The organism is Paraglaciecola sp. 20A4 (assembly GCF_011378905.1).
GTDB lineage: Bacteria > Pseudomonadota > Gammaproteobacteria > Enterobacterales > Alteromonadaceae > Paraglaciecola.
The window spans coordinates 20022-45851 of sequence record NZ_WTPY01000036.1 but is presented as its reverse complement, the minus strand read 5'-3'; the positions used below and the strand labels follow the sequence as shown (position 1 = coordinate 45851).

At 41.4% G+C, this 25830-nt stretch carries 11 protein-coding genes; 2 read left to right on the top strand and 9 right to left on the bottom strand.

Annotated features, from left to right (window positions below):
- Nucleotides 1–321: 321 nt before the first annotated feature.
- From GQS54_RS20695 to GQS54_RS20685, 3 genes are all read right to left on the bottom strand, one after another.
- Entirely contained in the window at nucleotides 322–1953 is a 1632-nt protein-coding gene (locus GQS54_RS20695; RefSeq protein WP_166425820.1) for a sulfatase, read from the bottom strand.
- A gap of 3 nt (nucleotides 1954–1956) precedes the next feature.
- Nucleotides 1957–3528, bottom strand: coding sequence for a sodium/sugar symporter (locus tag GQS54_RS20690; protein WP_166425819.1), 1572 nt, complete (start codon nucleotides 3526–3528; stop codon nucleotides 1957–1959).
- Between the two features lie 135 nt (nucleotides 3529–3663).
- Entirely contained in the window at nucleotides 3664–6177 is a 2514-nt protein-coding gene (locus tag GQS54_RS20685; RefSeq protein WP_240920027.1) for a glycoside hydrolase family 2 TIM barrel-domain containing protein, read from the bottom strand.
- A 422-nt stretch (nucleotides 6178–6599) separates the two neighbouring features.
- On the opposite strand from GQS54_RS20685, the gene GQS54_RS20680 reads away from it, so the two are divergent.
- Nucleotides 6600–10208, top strand: coding sequence for a TonB-dependent receptor (locus GQS54_RS20680; RefSeq protein ID WP_166425818.1), 3609 nt, complete (start codon nucleotides 6600–6602; stop codon nucleotides 10206–10208).
- Between the two features lie 834 nt (nucleotides 10209–11042).
- On the opposite strand, the gene GQS54_RS20675 is transcribed toward GQS54_RS20680, so the two are convergent.
- Nucleotides 11043–12890: a right-handed parallel beta-helix repeat-containing protein gene (locus tag GQS54_RS20675; protein ID WP_166425817.1), complete on the bottom strand. Its 1848-nt coding sequence runs from the start codon at nucleotides 12888–12890 to the stop codon at nucleotides 11043–11045.
- Nucleotides 12891–13519: 629 nt separating this feature from the next.
- On the opposite strand from GQS54_RS20675, the gene GQS54_RS20670 reads away from it, so the two are divergent.
- Entirely contained in the window at nucleotides 13520–16291 is a 2772-nt protein-coding gene (locus GQS54_RS20670; protein ID WP_166425816.1) for a hypothetical protein, read from the top strand.
- Nucleotides 16292–16394: 103 nt separating this feature from the next.
- Here GQS54_RS20670 and GQS54_RS20665 read toward each other — a convergent pair whose 3' ends face one another.
- The 5 genes from GQS54_RS20665 to GQS54_RS20645 form a co-directional block, all read right to left on the bottom strand.
- Nucleotides 16395–17402: a LacI family DNA-binding transcriptional regulator gene (locus GQS54_RS20665; protein WP_166425815.1), complete on the bottom strand. Its 1008-nt coding sequence runs from the start codon at nucleotides 17400–17402 to the stop codon at nucleotides 16395–16397.
- Nucleotides 17403–17571: 169 nt separating this feature from the next.
- Entirely contained in the window at nucleotides 17572–18918 is a 1347-nt protein-coding gene (locus GQS54_RS20660; protein WP_166425814.1) for an MFS transporter, read from the bottom strand.
- 469 nt (nucleotides 18919–19387) lie between these two features.
- Nucleotides 19388–21343 (bottom strand): sulfatase-like hydrolase/transferase, encoded by a 1956-nt coding sequence (locus tag GQS54_RS20655; protein ID WP_166425813.1) that lies wholly within the window; start codon nucleotides 21341–21343, stop codon nucleotides 19388–19390.
- Nucleotides 21344–21539: 196 nt separating this feature from the next.
- The gene (locus tag GQS54_RS20650) at nucleotides 21540–23339 is read right to left on the bottom strand and encodes a right-handed parallel beta-helix repeat-containing protein (RefSeq protein WP_166425812.1); all 1800 of its coding nucleotides are present in this window, start codon (nucleotides 23337–23339) and stop codon (nucleotides 21540–21542) included.
- Between the two features lie 533 nt (nucleotides 23340–23872).
- Nucleotides 23873–25276, bottom strand: coding sequence for a sulfatase (locus tag GQS54_RS20645; RefSeq protein ID WP_166425811.1), 1404 nt, complete (start codon nucleotides 25274–25276; stop codon nucleotides 23873–23875).
- Between the last annotated feature and the right edge of the window lie 554 nt (nucleotides 25277–25830).

Sequence of the window (25830 nt, the reverse complement as noted above, 5' to 3'; positions counted from 1 at the left end):
CAACCAGAACAGAGCATCGACCACCTGTTACCATGGGAATTTGCTAAACGCTAGGTGGGATCACCAGACGCTTACAAAGTAACGACTTAATGATGATATATAGCAGTCGCTGCATACTAGGTGAGTGAATACAGACTGACATTAATGAATGCGCCCAATCTCTGATAATATAAAATAATCTTGCGAAGTAGCGAAGTTACGCCTTGGCGAGGGAAAAACGGAGTGAGTATAAGAAAGAATTTACGATCCTTTATTCCTTGCAGGATCGTACATTGATACATTTTCACCTTACAGGATCTGTAAGGTGAAATTCAGCGCATACTATTGAAAACTTTTACGATAAAGCTGTTCAATTTTGTCGTAATAGGCTTTGTTAGGCTTTGGCATATAATCAGGCCAAGGCATTTTATCGTAATAATCATCTCCTTTCACACCCTCAGCATCAGGATGGCGCTTTCTGAAGCTGTCACACTGCCAGCTAACACACTTTTTCCCCCAAAGGTCGATAGTCTCTTTAATCGCTCGGTCTGACTCTGGATACGCCCCTTTGTCGTCTGTTTTTGCTATCCAATCTAACAATACCTGGCGGTGCTCCTTGAGCACTTTAGAATAGTCAGGGTTATCGACCAAGTTGCTAATTTGATGCGGATCGTTAGCAATATCATACAATTCTTCAGCCGGCTTAGTGGCTGCAAAATACTCAGCTTGCACCGGCGTCAATGTGCCTGCTTCAAATGCTTGTTTGAACTCAATACTGAAAGGTTTTTTATCTCTAAATTGAGGCTGCGAACGAGGAATTTCAGGGTGGAAATTACGTATATAACGAAAGTTGTCTGAGCGCACTGTGCGGCCTCTATCAAAACTGAAATCCATACGATCTTTTGCTGAAATTACATATTTTCGAGGTGTAAGCTTGGCTGCAAACACATCTTGACCATCGTAACTATCTGGCACGTCAATACCTGCCAATGCAAGACTTGTTGCAGGAATGTCTAATCCACTGACGAGATCTGTTCTGACCTTGCCGTGTTGGTTTAGACGTTGCTCACCTGCTGGCCAACTGACGATAAGCGGAACATTCAAGCCCCCGTCATACAAATCTTGCTTATGTCTCAACATACCCATTCCATGGTCAGAGAACCAGAAAATGGCGGTATTTTCTAACAAGTTGTTGGCTTTGAGCGTGTCAATAATCTCAGCTAATTCGATATCCGACACAACCTGCGTTTTATAATGTTTAGCCCACTCTTTTCGCGTCGCTGGCTTGTCCACATAATAAGGCGGCAAGGTCATTTCATTGGGATCAACTTCCGGGACATTTTTTCCTTCAAAATGCGTATGTTTGCCGCCTTTCAATTGCAACTGGCCAAAGAAAGGTTTGTTTTTTAACTTACTCGCCCAATTAAAATCACTGCCATCTTGTGCACCTTGAAAGCCGGCAATACCATCATGAGCATTGTATAAGCGCGAACGGTCATAACTAAAGTTATAATCATCCTTGCCAATATTGAAGGTCTGATAACCGGCTTCTACAAACAGTTCAGGCACCGTTTTATAACTTTCAGGTAAAAACTGCTTATTATACCCAGAGCGAAACGAGCGATGATCTTGCAAGTTTAAAGTCGTCTGATACTGACCTGTGACTAGAGCTGAGCGACTTGCTGAGCATACTGGCGCTGGCTGATAGACTTGGGTGAACATCACACCCGAATCTGCCAACTTTTGAATATTTGGGGTATCGACAGTGTCATCCCCCCAAGCGTTATTCCAAGGGTTCTGATCTTCCATATAGATCCACAGAATATTTGGAGGGTTTTTAATATCACTCTGGCTATTATCAATGGCCACTTGTTCACTGCTGCTGCAGCCACTTAATAAACTACCTGAAATTACGACAACTAGACTCAGTTTAGAGATGACGCGTTTATTAATGAACGATTTAATGTCTTTCATTGTTTACCCCCAAGCACTATAAAATGCAGTTAAAATTGCGATGATTCCCGCTGCTAAAATATTATATGAAACAGTCGTTTCAAAATTGACATCACCTAGCGAGACGGTCTGAGATTCATGTTCACTGTTTTGTGTTTTTGTCACCAGTGAACACGCCACTGCGATTGCCACGCAGCATAAAAACACGACCCCCACTCTGTCCATGAATGGCAATTCGGGGAAGGCCGCACGAAATAAAAAAGAGAGTGCGGCAGAACTTAGGGCAGCAGAAATCGCCCCGACAGAATTCATTTGCTTCCAAAACATACCCAGTAGAAAAATAACCACTATGCCCGGTGTAAAAAAGCCGGTGAATTCTTGAATATATTGAAATGCTTGGTCAAAATTTCCGAGTAAAGGTTTGGCACTGATCATGGCGATAATAAGCGCTAATACACTTACGATCCGGCCCACTTTTACATAATGAGTTTGGCTTCTATTCTTTTTGATATGTGAATAAATATCCATTGTAAAAATCGTCGATACGCTATTACACATAGAAGCCAAAGACGAAACGATAGCGGCTATGAGTGCGGCGAATACTAGCCCTTTTAGCCCTACAGGCATCAATGTCATCAAGCTAGGATAAGCTTCATCCGCACGGTTTAAGTCAGGGAAAAGAACAACGGCGGCAATGCCTGGCAACACGACAAAAAACGGCACTAAAATCTTAAGATAAGCAGCAAATGCAATACCTTTTTGGGCTTCTTTTAAGTCCTTAGCGGCAAGGGCTCGCTGAATAATATATTGATTGAATCCCCAGTAACTTATATTCATAACCCACATTCCTCCAACAAGCACAGAGATACCGGGTAAGTCAGCATAGTGGGGGTTATCAGAGCTGAAAATCATGTCAAACCTGCCAGGCAAATTTTCAGTGAGTATGCCAAAACCGGCGAACATGCCATTGCCTTCTGAAACCAAATCTAGGCTTATATAAGTCAACATTAGGCCACCAAATATCAACAACACAACCTGTATAATATCCGTGTAGGCGACGGCTTTTAGGCCACCATATGACGAGTAGGCAAGAGAGAATAAACCCAGAAAAATCATGCCTGTTGCCAGATCAACACCTGAAATAGTATTGATGGCTAATCCACCTAACCACAACACTGCTGTCAAATTTACAAATACATAAACGGCTAACCAGAAGACCGCCATAATCGTTTTGACGCGACTATCAAATCGTTGCTCTAAGTACTGGGGCATGGTGTAAATATTGTTTTTCAAAAAAATGGGTAGAAAGTATTTGCCGACAATAATAAGCGTAATCGCCGCCATCCACTCGTAGGACGCAATAGCCAAACCCAATACATAACCCGAACCAGACATACCAATGATTTGTTCTGCCGATATGTTTGAGGCAATTAATGATGCGCCAATTGCCCACCAGGGCAATGATTTACCTGCAAGAAAATAATCTTCTGTATTACGTTCGTGCTTATTTTCGTTACGCGAAATGTAGAGAGCAAGCCCAAGTAACGCAATGGCATAGATAACAAAAATACTGATATCAATAGTCGAGAGGTTCATTATTATTTTCCATTTGTCTTTGATTAATCTATTTAGTAACTAGCGCGCGGCGCCTTCAAATTAGGCGGTCAACGCAAAGTAGAACATCTACCAATTTTCGTATTATCCATAACGGAGCGATGACGCACACAAGCACTATTGGCTACTCACGACTGTGGTTCCATCACGCAATTGGTCTGAATACGCTCTAATTTTTATGTTTCCTGTTTCACCGGTTTTGCTTTGAATAATCAACATCGCTTTACCGCTGAAAAGCCGTCTATAGCTAGCCTTAAACGGCTCTACAGTGGAAGAGTCACCATTTCCAACACCCGCAATGGTTGCCGGCCCATCAACAAAAAATTGTATTTTGTTATCTGCATTTGGCACTGGGTTACCATTTTTATCTTTTACGATGACAGTGACATAAGACAAGTCGACACCGTCTGCCTTAATATCAGTGCGATCAGGCGTCAATTCGATACTGTAAGGTGCGGATGCAGTTTTTATGGTTTTAGTCGCCACCACTTTTCCTGCATTATAAGCCACTACTTTGAGCTCACCGGGTTGATATGTTTCATCCCAGCGCAAGCGGTATTTAGATTCGAACGATTTAGTCTCTTTATCTTCCCGAAGATCTACCGGTAAGGTAACGGTATCGATACCTTTCACTTTACGGCCTTTAGATTCACCATTAATGAACAATTCAACCTCTTGGGCATTGGTATAAACAAAAATAGGAATAACGTCACCAACCTTATTCTCCCAATTCCAATGAGGTAGTACATGCACCATAGGCGTTGCAGTCCACTCACTTTGATACAGATAGAATCTGTCCTTGGGCAAACCAACTAAATCCACAGCACCAAACGACGAACTTCTCGCAGGCCAATCTTGATTCCAATAGGCTTTGTTTCCATGATCCCGTCCCCCATAAGGTGTCGGTTCGCCCAAATAATCAAATCCAGTCCAAACAAACTCCCCCATCACATTTGGGTTATTTTTTAGGTTCTCGAATTCAAGATCAGGTATGTAAGCCCAAGGTGGCGTTACTAGGTCGTAGCTAGTTACATAATTTGATTCATGTTTGCGGTATTTTTCTAGCGGAAAGTGGTAAATACCACGGGTACTAACAACTGAAGATGTTTCAGTCCCTAAAATTAACCAATCGCTATTTCTTTTGGTGACTTCACCATATTTATAGGCTTTGTAGTTCAAACCCACAATATCAAGCTCATCGGCTAGGCCGTTATCCAGTGCATCGGGGTACATGCTTAACCCAGCGGTTACTGGCCGCGTTTTGTCTTCATTTTTTACGATATCGGTAAGCTGTTTCGTTACTTTCCAACCGTCTTTCTCTTTTTGCTCCATAATTTCATTACCGGTACTCCACATTATGATGGATGGGTTATTGCGGTTCTGAATCACCATGTCGCGTAAGTCGCGCTCGTGCCACTGGTCGAAGTTCTTGTTGTAACCATTGATAATTGTGGGCTTTTCTATCTTCCACATATCAAATGCTTCAACTTGCAATAAAATGCCCATTTCGTTTGCCAGTTCAACCAATTCGGGCGACGGTGGGTTATGTGATGTACGCACAGCGTTGGCGCCCATCTCTTGCATAATCTCCAATTTTCGTTGAATTGCTCTGCGATTAGCGACTGCGCCTAAAGGACCATTATCATGGTGTAAACATACCCCTTTAATCTGCACACGCCTGCCATTTAACCAAAAACCATCATCCACTTTAAATTCAATTGAACGAACCCCCAACGGCGTAGAATATTCGTCGACAAGCCGGTTATTTTTCCAAACTTCACTTTCAATGGAATATAGATGAGGATTGTCGATGTCCCATAAAATGGGATTAACGATGTCAAACTGGCTACTCGGCGTAATAGTTGATTGTGCATCCATACGATATTCGCCAGAAGCTTGAGCAACTAGATTTCCCTTGGCATCCTTAATGTAATGGATCACTTTAGCAGTATTAGCATTATCACTAACGTTAACCAAGGTTGTTTTTAGTTCAACTTTAGCCAACTCTTGGGTAACAACAGGTGTGGTGACAAAAGTGCCCCATGGCTTGATATGCATAGGGTCATTGATTTCTATCCACGTATTTCGATAAAGGCCAGCCCCTGAATACCATCTTGCTGAAAAATTTTCTGGGGACAATTTAACCGCGATAGTATTTTCGTCACCTGCCGGATTAAGAAACTCAGTAATGTCATAGTTAAACGCGATATATCCAAACGGTCTTTTACCCACTTCATGCCCATTTACATACACAGTGGAGTTATCCATTGCTCCATCAAAAGTGACTGAAACACGCTTATTCTTTGCATCATCGTTCAGTACAAAATACTTTCGGTACCAGGCAGTCCCAAAAATGGGTAACCCACCGTTTCGCGCATTATATTTTTTGTCAAACGGACCGCTTATCGCCCAATCATGAGGCAGTGTTACAGGCTCCCATTCTTCGTTGTTATAGGTAGAATGCTCGGCACCTTGAGGGTCACCTTTCTCGAAATACCAGTTTTCATTGAATGATTTTTTTGTCCCAATGCCACTTTCAGCAAGTCCATTTAATGAGTAAAAAATTAAGCATAAGCCAACCACTAAGCTTGTCTTCATCTTACTACTTATTACGTTTATAACTGGATTCATTACATATCACCTAAGGAAGAATAGCCGTAAACACAAGCCGTTTTTTTGTTACTAACAAGTAAATCTTGCCGGTAAGATTACACCCAGAAATAATTTTAGGCAAACGATGCCACTATTAAAAAATGATAAACAAATAAGATATGGATTGATTTAAATTAATTCATCTCAAAAAAATTGTTATAAAATACATAAAATACAAGCACTTAAAAATATAATAAGTTTCATTAGCCTTATAGAGACCTTTGTAAATTGATTGTAAATAAAAAGTGTTGGCTTTATCTGACGAAACAAACTAATATTATTTGGGACAACGCAACCCCAAAATCAAATGAGATTTTAGTTAACATGCATAAAAGATATTTTCTATGTGTGCTAAACACATAGTTATGCATTAGAGCCGGAGAAGCCAAATGACACACAACATGAAATTAAATGTCATATCTGCAGCCGTTATCGCCTCGCTATCACTAGCGGTCGCATATTCAGGAGCAGCTATAGCCCAAGATAATCAACAACAGAACAGTACGTCCTCAAGTGACGCAAGTGATGTTAATAGCGAAGAAGATATTGAAGTCATAGAAGTTGGTGGATTTCGCTCGAGCTTAACTAAATCAATTAATTCAAAACGCTTCTCAAATGGGGTGGTTGACTCAATTCATGCTGAAGATGTTGGTAAATCTACCGATCAAAATATTGCTGATGCGCTATCTCGAGTTACCGGCGTAACTGTGCAAGAAACGGATGGTGAAGGCACTAAAATCTCGGTTCGGGGTGCAGGCTCGGCACTGAACCAAATTTCCATAAATGGTATTGCAGTGACCAGTGGTTTAAGCGGTGATGGCGCGAATGCCACATCCGACCAAAGTGTTGATCTGAGCTCATTTTCGTCAGATATTTTGTCGTCCATTGATGTGCAAAAAACATCTGCTGCAGACCAAGATGAAGGTTCTTTAGGGGCAAACATCGTACTGCGAACTGTGCGACCACTAAACCTAAAGAAGCCTAGAAAATCGATTGAGGTACAAGGTCGTTACAACGACTATTCCGGCGACTTCAATAGAAAGCTGTCTGCTAGCTTTGCTGACAAATATGTTGATGACACCTTAGGTGTTATTTTCACTATCTCTGATGAAACTCAAAATACACGAGTCGATCAGCTTTCGGTTGATTGGGATGATCAAGTCTATACTGCCCCTGCAGGGCGTGCGCGAGACTCAGTCACTGGTGAGATAATAACAGAGGACGTACAATTTATTACGCCAGGCAGCGGGGAATATAGCCTGTCAACTAATCAAAGAGACAGACTAACCGCAACAGCGGGTATCCAATATATTCCATTTGATGGTACAGAAATGCAGCTGGATTTGAATTACTCAAAACAAGATATCGATATTGATAACCAGCGCTATAATTTGCAGTTAGGCTTGACCGATCCTAATTTAGATACTGATCCTCAAGAGGACTGGTGGGTCATAAACCAGCAAACAAATACCCTAGAAAAGCGCCTAATGCGACGTTCACGGGCACGTCTTTTTAGACAAATTGATGGTCAAGAAGTCGAAAACAAAATTGCTTCATTGAATATCAAACAGGTCATTACCGACAATCTTAGTGCTGATTTTACCTTGGGTTACTCAAGAACAACCAGCGATGCCAAACCCAATGCGACGATATTACTGACACCAGCGGCCAATACTAACAGTGTACCATTGGTATCGAACTCTCCAAACGTACCAAGTTTAGAACCAGCAGGTCTTGATTGTTCTTCTGGCTCTTGCCAATTGGTCGTCGGAACTGGCTTCGCAATCGGCCCTCCTGGCGCAACGGATCCGAATGATATACTAGCACCGAGTCTTTCTAACCCATTAGACACAAATCTATTCACCGTTCAAAATATTAACCAAGACGTAGAATCCAATTCGGATACCAACAAATCTGTGTTCTTAGATTTTGACTGGGAAGTAGACTACTTGGGCCTCACTCGCGTAGAGTTTGGTGGAAAATATACCAATCGTGTAAAAGATGTATCCTCACTTCGTAACATTATTACTGATGGTCAAGAAATACTCGATGAGAACGGGGATTCATTTAGCGTTAATGGATTATCAAGCGTTACATTAGCCGATGTTTTAACTCCCAGAGGATTTCCTGTTGATGACTTTATGGAAAGTATTATCAGTGACAGGGCACCATTCCTATCAGGATGGGGGGACATTGACCCGTTCAAAGCACTAGAAATTGTCAGTCCGAGCGACGGTAGTGAAGGGCGAGATATCCGTTCTCGCCAAGACCCATCAGGCTCTAGAAAAATTGAACAAGAAGTGAATGCGTTTTACACAAAGGTAAATTTTGAATATTTCGACGGTTTTGTCACGGGTAACCTAGGCATGCGCTATGTTAAAACAAAGACAGATGCCGAAGCTTACAGCGAATTTAGATACCTTGGTAACAGCAACTTTTACGATGTCTACGATTTAGTTTATAACAGACAGTTGGCCAATACCGACTTGCCAGCGTGTGGGTTTAATAATTCTGATAATAGTCCTAATTACCCCAACGGTGACCAGAATCAAACCCCCACCAACTTGCCCGCTTCAGGCACGTGCCATGATCCGTTGTTGATTTATAACTACCACCGATCCGACTTAGTTGATGGCCAAGTACCACCAGAACTGCAAACGCCAGAAAATCAAATTTTACAAGTTCAATATGATGAGCAAGGTCAAGTTGTAGCAATTTTGGCCAACGGTTCCAACCCGAACGGTCGAAACGGTCGCTTCCCCTTCGGGAGTAGCGCAATAAAGGCCTGGGCTGATCGCTCAACCGTGATCAACAACATGGATAGCGGAGCAGAGTTGGGCTCTGTCGCAGCACAACGAAGTGTTTTAAATCATGACTCTGCTAGTAACAGTTTATGGTTACCGAGCTTAAATTTAAACTTCAAGTTCGACGATGACCTTATAGGTAGATTGGCTATTTCTAAAACGATGGCTCGTCCTAATTTCGACGACACCCGCCCCAGTGGGCGCATAATAGAAAGTCAATTTAATGCTTTTGGTTCAGGAAATATCAATAATGTTGGGTTAAAGCCACTTGAGTCAAAGAACTTAGATCTTTCTCTGGAATGGTACTTTAATCCTACGGGTTTACTTTCTGTCGCCCTGTTCCGTAAAGATATGACTAACTTCACAGAAAGCATTGCGGAGACCTATCTATGGGCAGACTTAAGAACTAACTATGACTTAGACGGGGTTGAAAGCTTAAATGATGTGCTTATCGTCCCTGAACCTGTTATCGACCAATCTACCGGTGAGCAAGCTAAAGATGAATTTACAGGCCTGCCGGTTTGGACCCAAACTGTGGGTAATACACCAGAGGGCGGTACACAATGTATGCCTGATAGAGTGGTGCATGTAGGATTAGGCAGCCCACTAACATTTAATTGTCACACGCTAATACTAGATGTGAAACGTAATGGTAAGGGCGCAGTGACACAAGGCCTTGAGTTTAACTACACACAAAGTTACGACTTTTTGCCTGATTTGTGGTCTGGGTTAGGTACTAGCATCAATTATACTTTCGCTGATTCAAAGTCAGACGAAGAAATATCCTCGACAACAGGTATTGTGGTTAGTCCACTTCCTCAACCTTTCACCCCAAGACATTCTGCGAACGCTACCATTTTTTGGGAAAAGGATGACATCATGATGCGCCTCGCCGCGCGTTATACCTCGGTACAACTAATCAATAGAAATACCGCATCAGGTTTTGGCGCATCTTGGTTAGAAGCAACGACCCGATTAGATTTTAGTTCTAGTTATTCATTCAACAAAAATATCCAATTTACCTTCCAAGCCCTAAACCTTACTGATGTTACGAATCGTAGTTTCTTAACCAGTACCGCTTTCGAGATTAACGGTGAGCGCTTAGACGAAGGCAACGCCATGGTTGATACCGTAACCACAAGTCGACTTTTGTCTGAGTACAAGACAGGTCGACAATTTAGAGTGGGTATTCGCGGTACGTTCTAAATCACCAATCAGTAAGACGTACCTAGGCAATTTGTAATTTGCCTGGGTACGAGTATCAACCATTGATATTTTGTTTGATGATTTTGCATAACCACTGAATCTGAATAAAACAGGTCCTGTAATACCGTGCTATTGAAATGTACCACTCTACTTTTTGTGTGGTTCGGTATTGAGCGAAGTGAAAGAGGATAATCTTCTTTCACTTCGCTTTTTTATGTCAGCAACTTTTCACTTTAGGTACATCATACTTCTTCTCTAACAACAACATTGCTAATCGAATATGGCGGCTCTGCATTATGTTTTCACTTAGCTTAATGCCCCCTAGAAATTGAATTATCCCTGAGTACGGCAGGCACTTTTGGTCATAAAGAAAATTGAGTCGCTCAAGCGCCTTGATTAAGTCCTTTTTATTTTTCGCTGAGTGGCTAATTATTTAATGGAGTTGGTATAAGTAGACGGTTCTCTACTAAGGCTACCAACAGAAATAAGGCTGATATCCAACTCAAAAGAACGAGTCTTTAGTGCTAAAGGGCAACCTGTATCGCATCATTGTAAGTAAGTAGTCACCTTGCCTGTTGAGCTTATTCTGTCGCACTACATTATATGCAGGGCGTCTGTACGCAGGCATTAATATTCGCTTTTTATAGCAGAGAAGCCCAGTGCACAAATAGTGCTCTGGTCGCGCTTAATTGCACTGGTTAGCAACCAGTGCAAACACACTGACTCGAAATGAGCTGATTAGAAGACACTTAACACGTGTTGATATGAGGTAAAATCATCCGATTAACGGGCTTCCATACAATTTAAAATTCGTATACCAAGGGTCAACAACCTCTAATCAAAGCCAAAGAACTGATTATCTTCGATAATGACATCGTCGCTGAATCGCGTTCTAAAAAACTCAGGCGTTGTTAATGTCCTAGCAGGGAAAAAGTCTGATTTATTTATCTTATTATTCTTAAACGTAACATGACTGACAGAAAACAAATCTAACAGTAATCCCTTGTCGTAAACATTAAATATATTGCCCTCTATCACGATATTTTTGTTGTAACGTGACACGTCCTGAAATTCTTTATCAATACCTGCGGCAACGGCGATAATTGCCTTTCCCCAAATACTAAAATGGCTATTATCAAATGTGTTACCTCGAATAGTGACATCCCTTACCCCCCCCTGTTCGAACCAATTTATTGCATCGCCCTCAAACAATATTGCTGCCCCGGGTACATGAAAATAATTGTCCTCAACCACGGTCTTGCCGCGACTATTTAACAACATCCCCCTAGCTCGGTTGCGTCTTATGGTATTGCCTTTGATTAACACATTGGCGTAGTCTCTTACTTCTGCGATTGAGTCGCCCACTATTATTTTAGGATCAATTGCAGAAGCAAAGGTCACTTCATAAATTTCTGTATTGAGTTTTTTGACCTTAGTGACGGTATTGGTTCCATAGGTGATCAAACTCTTGCTTTGCACCAACTCCATGGTATCTCCGGCATCAATAAAATCGAATCCCCATTGTTGCGGGTGCTGTATTTTGATAAGCGCGGTATTAGGAGATTTGAGTTCAAGAAACATGGCATAAATGCCGTGGATATTAGTTGCATCATCTTGCTGATTTTCAAACAAGTTATTAATGAGTTTAATGTCCCCTTGGCAATTATTAAAATGCGTTGCATCCGCTGTTGCACTGATTATTCGTCCTTTCGACGGAGTTACCTTACTGTTTTGAATAGTAACGTTGCGACACCGCTGGCCTAAAACACCCATTCCGCCTGCATGAAATATCGTCACATTATCCAATAAAACATCATCGCTATCAGAGATAACAATGGCAGGATATTTTCGGTATTTTGCCGAAAAGGTCATAATGTTACCCACAGTTCCTTGCAGTTCGGAGTGGTAAATACGTATGTTATTCTTGCCCTCTAGTTGCTGTGCCCGTAACCAAGACCCGGTTTGTATATCAGACGCCATATAGGCGGTTGCTCGTGTATTTACATCGTATTCTAGTAATCGCTTAAAACGATAATCATAAGCATGAAGAGCATCTTTACGACGCTCCAACTTCTCATTTATGGGATAACCCGACGGATATTCCCTTAGCCCCTTAAATTCTAAGATACCAGCACTATTAATACTGTATGGAAAGGCATCAGGGATATGTAAATCCATAAAGCCATTTCCCACCGCGAGTATTATTCCTTCACTGTGAAATGCTCGGGTAAAGTCAATACTGAGATTTTTAATTGATACGTTAGTGGCGTCTTGAAGAATGAATGGATTAATACCACCGTGCATCGTAAATGCAGAGCCTTGGCCATCAATGGTCAGATTGCTGATATTCTTTAAATAGAATGCAATACGTTTAAGCCCCTGATCATTGTTACTAATAAACGCATAGTCTTCAGTCGCGAGTCCAGGATAAAAGTGATATTCACCTGTAGCGAAAGTAACTTTTGTAATATTGTGCTCTTTTATATACGTTAAAAGCGCTGCAACTTTGGCAGTACTGTCATGACTCCCGGGTTTAACGCCGAAACTAGCCGCATCTACCTCAAGAGTATTCAATGGATCTTCAGCGAATGCATTTGAAACGGTCACGATGTACAAAAATAGACAGTAAAAAAACGCGCGAACAACGCCATACCTGACAATACGATTCAAACTCTCTTTCATGACGTTCTCTTTCTCTTTTATGGCAACAAAGTGGTTAGTGATAATAATTGAGTGGATACTGGAACCTTTATAGCAGAGCTAACAAGTTTGCCATGAACCCTATAAGTGAACGTACTGCTTTGAGCATCGTCTATGCATATTTTCGCTGAAAATATTGGCGAGCAAACCTAAAAATAACGATCTCGGCAGCCAAATTTCGACAAAGCTGCTAGTGTTATGTCCATAAAGCTACGTTAACTGACTATGTAATTAGCGTGTCTTTTTTTAACATTACCAACATGTAAAATCAAATTAAATGGTAACGATACCCCTGAAATCCCGTAATGAAAACGCTGTATTTAATTTGAGTGAAAACACCAAGATGAAGATGATAATAAAAAAGGATTATTACTATAATAAAAAGCTTTCAGCTGAATTATTGTGATAATAAGCCAAGCAGCGACTTTATCCCAAAATAAATGTAAAGATATGCAAAGTCGAATATTCTGACGCCGTAAAACTTGAATAAATACGAGCTTGGGGATAACGTTTGACCAAACCTTTGACGGCTGTTCATAATGACTATTAACCGCAATATATGTAGATTAAATTTTATGCGATTTTTTATCCCCTTCTTTATGTTGTACTCAATGTCGAGCTTAGCAATCGACACAGCGATAGTGAGTTTTGATACTGGCTATACAATCACTAACGTACGCTCGGTGATAAATGAAAAAGAACCACTAGTATTCGCTTCTACCTACGAAGGTACTCTGCTCGTCGTAACGCAAAGTGGTGAGATAAAATGGAAAAATACACTTTCAGGCTTTATGAATCATGATATTTGGGCCCAAGATATTGACAACGATGGCGCAAGTGAATACTTCGCCGCTAATGCCGATGGAAGTGTTTATGCGCTAGATCATCAAGGGCATATAATGTGGCGTTTCGCCCCTACTGAAGCACCGATGAATGCGGTTACCGTTATAACCAATGGCAAGACCCCCGTGGTGGTTGCTGGGGGCTACGACAACAGCTTTTATTATATCGATGTGAAAGGACATCTGATTTCTGAAGTTAAATCGGCAGATTATTCAATCAGCGAACCAAAATATAAACACACCAGCTCATTTGAGGAAGAAGGCGCCAGGGAGCCGAAGCCCAAAAGACACGCAATCAACTTCCTAAGGCCTGTTAACAGGGACGATGGAACTCAATCGCTTGCTGTTCAAACCGCCATCAATTCGATGCAAACCTCTGGCAGTCTATATATATTCGATTATCTCGCCCAAAAGCCAAACTACGGACAAGACATTAGTGCCACGAACACCCCGATAGGTGATTTAAGGGTAGTCGACATCGATAATGATGGTAATGACGACCTATTGATGGGCAGTACAAAAATAAAGCAAAATGGTTTAACCATTTTTCAACCTAGCAACCAAAAACAGTATATTTTTACCCTCGAAAAAATCAGCAAAAAACTTAAAGAGTTTGGTTATCGTGTGGCACAACCTGAAGTTGTTAACTATCAAGGCAAAAAAAGTTTCTTTCTTTTGTATGGCAACAGGCTTGCGATATTTCCGGTGGATAGCACAATCCATGACGTGACAATATTTACCAGCCACTACTCGTTTAATGACATGTGGCGAATAGAAAATACCAATAAAATCATTCTGGCCAGCGTGCAATCTGGCGGCAGCGATATCCACATTATTGATTTAGACAATGAGCGCTGGAGTGACGAATTTGAAGCACTTGAGCCAACCGGTAAAATGCAAAGGGTTAACCAAAACGTACAAACCCTAAAAAAGCAGGTAAACGCATACCAGCCTCAATATCAAAATAAGCCAGTTTATTTTATGTCTGACAATCGCAATGCCGACCCAGATGTGATTGAACACCTTCGTGAAAACTATCAAAGCCCCGTGTTTCTAAATTATGGAAACTTAGGCTCCGAAAATTACGATCGCAGTATTATTAAAAATAAAGCGTATAGAAATAAAAAGGACAGAAGGCAAAAATACAATTTGTCGCAAGAAGACGTTCTCGCAAAAGCTAAGAAACTATACAAGGGTAATCATGGAGCCTCTTTTTGGGGGGGGCATGGCAATGATCCTCACTTTCGAAGTTTAGACACACACAAGAAAACACTGGATCTGGCTAAAGGATCTAAAACGGTGATGATTTTTCCCGAAATAGCACACTACAATCGCGATTTCGTTGAAATGCTGGACGACTTTTTTTATCCACTAGCAGAATATAGCCAGCAAAAGAATGGCATTATATTTCTTAGAAACAAGCACACATTTTGGCAATCACAAGTCTATCGCGCTGGCTGGTCACGTTTATTATCAGGAGAGTTTGCCGACGTATTTGTTCCTGGCATGGAAGAAACAACAGATAAATCGATGGAGCTAAGTTTATCAGCGCGCATGGGCTTGTGGGCGGCTGGTTCTGTAGATGCGTGGGGAACACGTTTTTCACGAGATAACACCAGTTTTGACCGGTTACGTCAGCGGTCTCACCAAATGGTTCCTAATCATGCCCTTCGTCAATTTGTTTACCATATTGCAAATGGCTCTACCTACATCAATAATTTTGCCTACGACTCACAGTATATGGAAGTACTGTGGGAAATGATTGCTAAGGGCATAATTTACGTACCCAATATCCGCGACATTGTCAGTTTCTCACCGGTGCACCTCAGTATTTTAGCTCCTGATGGCCATTACACTGATGAAGGAAATAACGTTAAGTGGCTCAATATGTTTGATGCCAAAGTGGAGGAAGATAACAAATCGGTGTTCAGTCGACTCAATGGCACATGGCCAGGCGCGCCTGTCACAGATTACGATTTTTCTCGTTATGCTGCAGGCGTTAAAGACAGAAGGTTGAATTTTTTAGCGCCATATAATAATGGTCTCGTTTTGATGACGCCACCACAAGAAGGGCCTTACGCTGACAAAAACGCAAATCGTCCTCCATTGAAAGAGAGTCTTAACCCTTTGTATGCGGATATTCTGCAAGAGTTTTATACCGATGGACGAAATTACTACTCAAAAGACGGCAAACACGTTTTTGCCGCCGACCAGTATTACACCGTCATAGAACAAGCAATTAAGCAGGCCGCCAACGCATTACCGATAAAAGTAACAGGGGCGGTAGCTAGCGTAACGGCACAAATGAGCTCGGAAAAACTGAGATTAACCCTTATCGATAGCGGCTATATTAATCCCTCAGACAGGCCCGTAACGCTGCAATTCAATGATAAGTTGAATATAGAATCGGTGGTGGATGTACTCACTGGCGAGAAAATAAAGGTAGAGCACAAAAAAGCGACGCTCGTCGTTCCTGCCGGCTTATTTAGATTCATCGATATTAATCTGAAAATGAACAGTGGAAATAATACGTATAAATAGCACTTTTGTGCGGGTGTCACTCCGTTTTAGGCTAAACCATTACGTTTAGCCTAAAACTAACTGGTGAGCCAATATGGCCCATCGGTTTAGGTAATTATCGTGACTATTTAGGGATACTCATAACCGAATCGCGCTCTACTAATGTCGGCATAAAAAGATGCGTTCTATTGCCTACAGCTTCTTTTTGAGTCGTTAGCTGAATCGACAATTCGGTGGCATGAAATGCCATATCATGAACAGGATAGAGCATGGTCGTTAAATTAGGCCGACATATTTGGGCGAGGAGTGAGTCATCGAATCCGATGATGGATACATCTTGGGGTATTCTGTAGCCCAAATCTTGCAACGCATTACTTGCTCCGATTGCCATAACGTCGTTGTAAGCAATAAGCGCTGTAAACTCAACACCTGATTTTACTAACGCTTCAGCAGCCTTATATCCGTTAGCTAAACTAGGACGCACAATAACAATGTTTTCAGGGTGTATACTTAAACCTGCTCGAGAAATTGCTTTTTGAATGCCAAACAATCTGTCCTCTGCATCTTGGTTATCTCTATCACACGCGATAACAGCAAACTTTGTATGACCTTTTTTAAGCAAGTACTCTGCTGACATTCGACCGCCCGCAACATTGTCCAACCACACACATCGCTCTGCGAGGGAGTCAACTTGGCGGTTGATAATCACTAAACCATCTATATTTGAAGCTAACTTTTCTAAGGTTTTTTCAGAAGACAATTTACTGTGCAAAATGATATTTGAGCAGCCATGTTCTCTAAGTGAATTAATCGCCTCAATTTCTGTGTCCACTTCACCTGATGAGTTACTCATCATCACTTTATAGTTAGCGGCTTTTGCAGCAGCAGCTACACCTGATGCGATGCTACCAAAAAATGGACTCGCGAAATTAGGTGTCACAATGCCGACCATTTCCGCTTTCTGGCTAACAAGAGCCCGGGCGTTAATGTTAGGGTAATACCCCATTTCCACAATGACACTTTGCACATGAGCTCGGCACTTTTTTCCTACTTTTCCCGCGCCACGTACAACTCTAGAAACCGTTGAAGGTGATACTCCAGCGACCCTAGCTACATCTTTAATCGTCACCATTTATCTATGTACCCAAAGTTCATAATTCATATTTTTACGACGACTTCGCCAGCATTTTGCGCCACATCAATCTATGAGTGCAGTATATCATCTGAACGAAAATAAACTGTTAAAATACTGCATGTTAGCCCTTTTCTTATAATCATATTTGTTACAAACTTCCCGAATACTAAAGTTTGCGTAGCCTGCTGTTAAATAACAAGAAAAGAATCAATAACGCAATAAAAGCGGTACCAAAACTTAATGTTATTCTCATCATGTAAAGCGTATCGTCGCTTTGCATAGCGCCTAGGTTAGCGTCAAAATCGATAGCATTCAAAATGACACCCAAAGCGAGCAACGCCATCGCTTTGCTGATGTAATTCACCCAAGAGTGCATAGAGATAAAAATTCCTTTGATATCGTAGTGACATTGTTTTTCATGTTTTGCGCAAAGATCTGCAATTAATGAAGGGATTATCAGCGCATTACCAGTCCAAACGAAGTTCGAAAATACTGCGTCTAAAACAATCCACCAGCCAATCGATGGAACAAATAAAAACCACTTTATCAAGCCACTCATCGCTGCGATCAAAAAAATAAGCTTCAGCGTTTTTAGCTTGCCCATTTTACGCGTCATATATAAGACTAAAGGTATATATAAGATACCGAGAAATGCATACGCACTCGATAACGCCCCCTTTAAGACTGCTCCTTGCGCTATGTCGCCTTCGCTAACGAAATACACTAATAAGTAGTAATCCATTGACACTGAGCAGCCTATCCCCAAAACAACAAGCGTAACAAGCAGCATCAAATAGAGAAAATCAGGATTACGCGAGACCGTTTTAATCTTAGTGGCAAGGCTCACCTCTGTTACGACTTGGGTAACCGGTTTTTCCTTGAGAAAAAAAACGGGTATAACGCCCATCGTCACAATCAGCAACAATCCAATCGCCCAGCCAACGATCTTAACACCAGCAAAGATTGAACCAAATATTGCCAGTTGCGTTAGCGGGAAAGCCCACTGGTAAGTCATACCACAAACACGGCTGAATACATTAGTAACCGCAAAAATACGTGTTCTTTGATAGCTACTGTCACTGGCTTCAAAGGTCATGCATTTCAGAGGAATACTATAAAAAGAACCCGCAATGTGAAAGAGCAACGAGAAGCCACCGAGATACAAGAACTTATGGCTATCACTCCACTCCAACGGCACACTCCAGAGCACTCCATATAAAGAGCCACTAGCGATTGCGGCACAAAATAAGAAGGGCTTTCGTCGGCCAAATCTTGAATGAAATCCATCGGATAAGTGACCTATCCATGGTTTCAATGTCGTCGCAATAACCATCGGGATCACCGAACATAAACTCAGCAAAAACGGGTCAAGGCCCAATGTCATCTGATAAAACGGAATAGCAAAAAGCAAAAAGCCTTGATTGCTATAGAACATCGAGACATGCCCAAAACCCAATGCGAGCAATGTTTTATTTTTTACAGTGTCAGGCTCTACTGATTCGGCAGTCGGCATTTTTGTTGCTCTAGCGTTAGTAATAGATTGATTGCTCACGGAATTAATTAATTGTCTGCAAGATGAGCAACCAGTGTAATGCAATTATTAACGCTTTATCCATGGCTATTTCAATCATTAAACAGGTTGAGTTTACTAGGACTAGCACCAGAGATAGACCGACAAACACACCGTACAAAGAGGCAGGGAAAGTGAATATAAACCAAGAGATAAAGCTAGAATCTGGGTGAATAATACGCTCCCTGTTTATAATCTAAATTGACAGATGCCGATGGTCATACCTGAATCATACGAACAAGGTCGACAGCATCAAAACAGATTGACCTAACTGTCACTTTGTCATTTCAGGGCGAAACGACTTTGATTGTTTTTGTGAACGTATTTTAGAAGTAACGTGATGCGAAACTTTCCTCAGCAAAAGGCGGTTAACATCAATCAAAAATGTAACCGCATCGAATGCTTAAAAATGCTAATTTTCGGTACTAATGTACTTCCATCTAGCGGTTAACCAAGTGTCCATCATGCGGTAGCCAAGCGCTCTAACAGATAATGCTTTACGTCTTTCTGGCATGAGTGTTTCAGGGAATATCCATCCTCCTGACTCATGAAAATAAGTCGCTATATTTAGCAACTCGAGTAACGCAATATCACTTGGCGCTTCTGCAAACATTTTACCCAGCGTGACAACTGGATCAATTTTGCCCACAATTCCTAGAAACTCTGCCGCTCTGCCTCTGACCAAGACATTATCGTCATTTTCTAGCAAGGTACTGGCAGATTGAATAAATACATCCGCTTCGTGACCAAACGAACTCAGCACGATTAAGGCCCAATAGCGTTGCCACGGGTTTGTCGATTTCAACAATGCTGCAAGCTGCTTTTCGACCACGTCAAACGGCTGCAACTGTAGATTAGCAATATCAATCAATTCTGTAATTTCACCCTTGTGTTGTTGTCCAAAAGCAACCGGGTTATTCGTCGCATTTTCGAGTAAATAAGCTTCAGGATAAAAGCTTAAGTCCGGCATGGATTTAAGTTGCTTATTTAGCATTGTCCGCAGTTTAACAAGCTCGTCGTGATACTGAGGATCATCGGCTAGGTCATGCAACTCATCAGGATCTAATGCAATATCATATAGACGCTCGGGGGACTTAGGCCTGAAGAATGCCGATTGAGTCATTGGTAACTTACCGTTGCCATACAATTCTTTCCATTGACGATAAGCGGCTTGTTTATATCGATACTCGGCGAACATGCCGTCAGGATAATAAGGCTGATAACTACGAATGTATTTGAAGTTTCCTTTTCGAATAGCGCGAAGCAGATCGTATTTTTCATCAAAACGATCAGCATATGAAAAGCTATAATCTCGGGTTGCCAATGATTTTTTACTGACGTCATTTCCTAGAAAAGCACGGCCGTCATGTTGCGGTGAAGGTTTAATACCGGCCAACTTTAATAATGTAGGCGCAAAGTCGATAAAGTTTACAAAGCCGTCAAGTCTTGCGTTTTGTGCATCTTGCATGTCGTCAGCGAGTAAATATTTAAAATGTTCAGGAATACGAACCACTAAAGGCACATGTAAGCCCCTTTCAAATAGATAGCCTTTGCTCGCAGGCATTACACCTCCATGATCACCAAAATAAAAGATAAACGTATCTTCTAATAAGCCCTCGTCTGCTAACTTTTTAACCAGCTGGCCGAGTTTATTATCGATGATAACGTGGTTATCTAAATATCGTTCTAAGGTGTACCTGAATAAAGCCGTGTCAGGATAAATCGGAAATCTATCCATATTTTTGATGCTGTGGTCATTCGTGTGAGTTGTTAAGTCCTCAATAGGAAAATGCAGCGTATGCTCATGGGTATCTTTCCAGGTCTGCATATGAAAAAACGGCTGGTCGGCTTTACGACCGTTCCAAGAAGCCGTTTTACTGGTATCGTTCCACACGGTTGTTTTAGTTTTTTCGGTAAAATTAAAATCGTTTTTAGCATTATTAGAGGTGTAATAACCCGCCTCTTGCATCAGCTGGCCAATAGATTTTACGTCATCGGGCAGCGTAGCAAGTTTATAGGGTCGATGAAATTCTGTGCCGATACGCGGCCCATAAGCCCCGGTCGCCAGAGTCGTTCTGGCCGTAGAACACACAGGAGCATTTGAAAAAGCGCTATTGAAGATAAGTCCCTTGGCCGCTAGTTTTTCAACATTGGGCATACTGACGCCAAAGCCTTCAGGATTATCTGGGTTATAAATTTTTAGGAATTCAGCAGAGTTATCCTCAGAGACAATCCACACAAAATTCGGGCGCTTTACTACTGCAGTCTCGCTATCACTTTGCCCCCAAGAAAAACTTAACGGTAAAAGCCCAGTGAGTAGAATTAATGAGCGGATCGTCACGCTGCCATATACAGTACGTTTTTTCATATTCTTAATGACACCTTAGGTTGGGTTCATCGTTGTTGAGCGTGTAGCCCTTTGCACGATAGAGTCAGGAAAGCCTTATTTGCTGACATTGATTAATTCAAAATCGCAGTTATCTAAATACCCCACAAAAGTAAGCAACTCACGGCTATTGTTCCCTCGAACTCGCCTGTGGGGTGATAGGTTAGAATTGCTTGCGTTATTTAATTGAGCCGTCATCACTAAGCGTTTTTGCTGATTTTTCATCTACCACTACGGCTGTATTGTAGTGCCCTGTATAATGGTTGTTTTTAAGCGTTATATTGCGACTATTTTCGAATTCAAAAACAGGGGCACTTGGGTATAACTGTTCTTTATCAATGTTCCTATCAATGGTGTTATTTTCGATCACTATTCCATCAACTCTGTCGGCCCAAACGATCCGCCCTCCATGGGTATCTATTTTGTTATCGATAAAACGTATATTTCGATCATAGAGTTGGTCTTGATTAAACGTTTTACCCAACTTAGGGGTGACATACAGCACTGCTTGTTCACCACCAAAGTAAGAATTGTATTCAAAATGGTTATTACGAATTAACACATCACCGACGGCGCCAGCTTCAAACCACACAAAGGTTTCACCACGGAATAGGATCGAGGCCATCATTGAGGAAAAGTAGTTATCTTCGATCACCGTTTTCAATGGCGTTTTTATAACGACATTTCTCGCACGATGATTTTTAATACTGGTGCCTCGCATGGTGAAAGTCGGATACCATGTTTTGTTTTCTATCATATCCCCCGGCTTCAAATCCTTGGGTAACGCATTCGAGAAAGTGAGCTCAGAATAGGTTTGGTTAACAACATTTACGTTAGTGACTGTATTGACCTGCTGACGGTCGGTATTTGGTTGTTGAATAAACCACACCTCATCCCCCTTTTCTGCAAATTCGTAACCTAATTGCTCTCTGTGTCCAAACTTAAATCTAACTGCTTTATCGCTAATAACTTTGTCAACAATGACGTAAGTACCACGAAGATTGGTGCCATCATCAAGCATATTTTCAAAACGGCTATCTTCTATCAACACATGGCCTTTACAATTGGCAAAATGCGTAGCATCGGCAATAGTCGATATCACCCGGTCACTGCCATCGCTCAAATACACACCCGCTTTATGTAAGGTTATATTTTCAGTACGCTCAAACAGAAATCCCATTCCTAATGCGTGATGAACCACTACATTGTTTATTTCAACATTTTTAGAGTTTTTCACATGAAACGCAGGCGCATACCTGTGTAGGTCACGGTCCCCTTTAGAACTTACTAGGCTACCAACGGGCGGAAAGGCCTTTAATTTCTCATGTATACGTAGCAAGCCATTATCTAATTTCTCTACCTTAGTAGGTCGACTCTTTGCATCCTTGATACCAGGATAAACGCGCTTAGTATCTGGCTCCCAAGCCAATGAACTACCCAATTCAGAAAACGAGAAACCATCTACGTTAGGAAACGTTATTTGTCCATTTTTAATCGCCCACTGATGACTGCCGTTGATTGGCTTCACATCACGCCAGGCCTCTTTTTCATTTACAGCTACAATTTCGGCTAAAAATGTAAAAGGAATATCCCAGTCAATAGACACGTTTTTAATCGTGACATTCTGGCTATGATAAATCTGAAAAGGCGCTACCCGACCATGAAATATGAAGTTGGAACCATTGCCGTCAATTTCTACAGATTTGAAGTCATCTAAGGGAAATATGACTTTTTTTAAGCCATTACCATGATTGGTTATCGTACTGTAGCGTTCAGTGGCAAAATCAGGCATAAATCGATATTCACCTTTCTCGAACACAATCTTAATATCTTTATCGTCTGTGGCGTTAAGCGCTTTTAATAGAACAGGGGTCATATCGCTCGCAGAGGGGGAGAATCGTATCTCGGTGGTTGCTTGAGCATTCGCCGTGAACGCAATTACCAGACAACCTACAATCAATGCCATCGTCTTCTTCATATTACCTGCCTACCGTAAAAGTGATTAAATTTACATTCGTTGTTTAGTAAATTGATAGCACACATGGAGCCATTAATTTCAAAACAGGGACTACGTTATCCCTAATACTAACTAAAATATTCTAAATAAGCACTAAAACAACAAAAGAAAAGCTTTATTTTCACACCTACTTTACATTTCTTTACCGATTAATGAGAACGAAAGAGCTGTCCCCTCCTATAGCAACTGCAGTAAATAACATTGTAAAGAACAGAGCTTAGTGGATACTCGCTCAACCGCCCAAAGGAAGTGAGGAATAAAGTGAGAAATATAGAGAATGTATTCTGCAATGGGCTAGGTTTGTTTTATTTCATCGCTTGAATTAAAAGTGAGGTTGTGAGGTTGTGAGGTTGTGAGGTTGTGAGGGTGCAGCTTACAACACCAATTGTGCTTCAGTACAAAAGCAGCAAAACAAATTAATGCTTTGCTGCCAAATAATTATAAATCTGTGACGGGGATCCTTTTGTCATTTGCAATCAAGCAGATAACACAGGTTACTTGACGCCAGAATACTGCTCGACTCCCATCTCTTTTTCCCATAATTGAAGTTTCTGTTTTAAACGGGCAACGATTTCAGGGTGCTTGTCAGCTAAATCCGTGGTCTCGCTAACATCATTGGGAATATTATAAAGTTTGAGCAGCCCACTGCGATAAGCAAGTAATTTCCACTCATCTTCACGCACCGACGCATATAAATCCTGATAAGCACGATAACCGTAAATCGCATCCCCTCGGGCGAATTCAGTGTTATTTTTAATGGTACTCACCAGTGATACACCATCCAAATCTTCAAACTTTTCAGGCTTTACCCCTGCAAATTCAACGATGGTGGGGAAAAGATCCGTCGATTGAACGATACTGTGATTCACCACACCTTCTTTAATGACCCCAGGCCAACTAACGATAAACGGTACTCTAGCGCCTCCTTCATAAAGCGTGTCAATGCGTTTGCTTCCGCGAAGTGGCGAGTTATCGAATAAACCACCTTGGTCTGAAAGGAACATAATAATGGTATCTTTTTCTAGCCCCTTAGCACTAAGCGCTTGACGTACCTTGCCAACAGATTCATCAATAGCAGTGATCATTGAAGCATATTGAGCATCCTCTTCAGACATACCTTTTGCCTTAAAATGCGCAACCAAATCTTTACGACCAACAACAGGAGAATGTATTCCGTAGTACCAAAGCGATAACATGAACGGTTGTTCTTTATCATAATTGTCAATGAATTCGACTGCTTCGCGAGTAAGCCTATCAGTCAAATACTCATCCTTACCATCTGCTAACGTATCAGAAAATTTAAAATAAGGAGGGTAATAACTTGATGGATGACCAAAGTTAGAGGTACCAATTTGCTGATCAAAACCTTGATCAATAGGGTGATATCCTTCATGGCCTAAATGCCACTTACCCACAAATGCGCTATAATAACCAACCTGCTTTAATGCCTCCGCATAGGTGATATATTTTGTGTCTAGCCAATTAGTACTTGGCATTTGAGCCGGATCTTTTTCCCACAAATGTGTTTTTTGCTTGGTACGTCCATATTTATCAAAACCATATTGAGGCTTTTGCGGAATATGCCTCACCATCTTTAGTCTAGCTGGATGCAATCCAGTGAGAAGCGTCGCACGACTAGGGCTGCAAGTCGGCGTTGCAATATGCATGCTATCGAATTCCATACCTTGCGACGCTAGTTGAGTGATGTTAGGTGTTTCGTACTTTGGCGTTCTACTTTCTGTTGCCATCCACCCCATATCATCAACAAACAACATAACAATGTTTGGTTTTTTTACATCTCGCGCTTCAACAAATTGATCGGCATAACAAACTGATAAAAATGAACTGGCGATATATAAAGCGGCAATGCATGGAAGCTTTCTATTGTTTGAAATCATACTTTATCCTTAATTTACACTCTTTGGATCCTCAACTACCGACGGTTCAGAAAATGTTTTTCACTCGCTTTCAACCAGCAGTTACTCGCTTGGTGAGCTAAAATAGTGTGGTAGGCTGTCCGCTTTTGTTTAAACAAATATTGGCCAAACTCGATAAGTAGCTCTGTGAGTTGATAGGCTAAAATTACACGTCTTGGCTCGTCAGGTTAGTTGAAAGGTGCCAAGACAGGATATAGAGCTGTATTTTTAATTAGCTTCCACTCACAAAGCTGCTAACAACTCACCGTTAGGATAACGATGTCCCTAAACTTTGTAAATAAATGCTTTTATCAGCTGATTTGCAGAAACTGCCCTACCGATTGTTGGCGTACAATGAAAACAGCATTTCACAATAAATTCGTTCAGGGGTTTATTAGACTTCGATTTATTACGTCACTTAATAAGTACTGCGGACTACTCACAAAAGCTGTTATTAACGGCAAATCCGACAAGTCGATCCTGCATTAGAAGGCAATGCTGAGATAGCGGCTCGTAGTATTTCAGAGCCCCGTAAA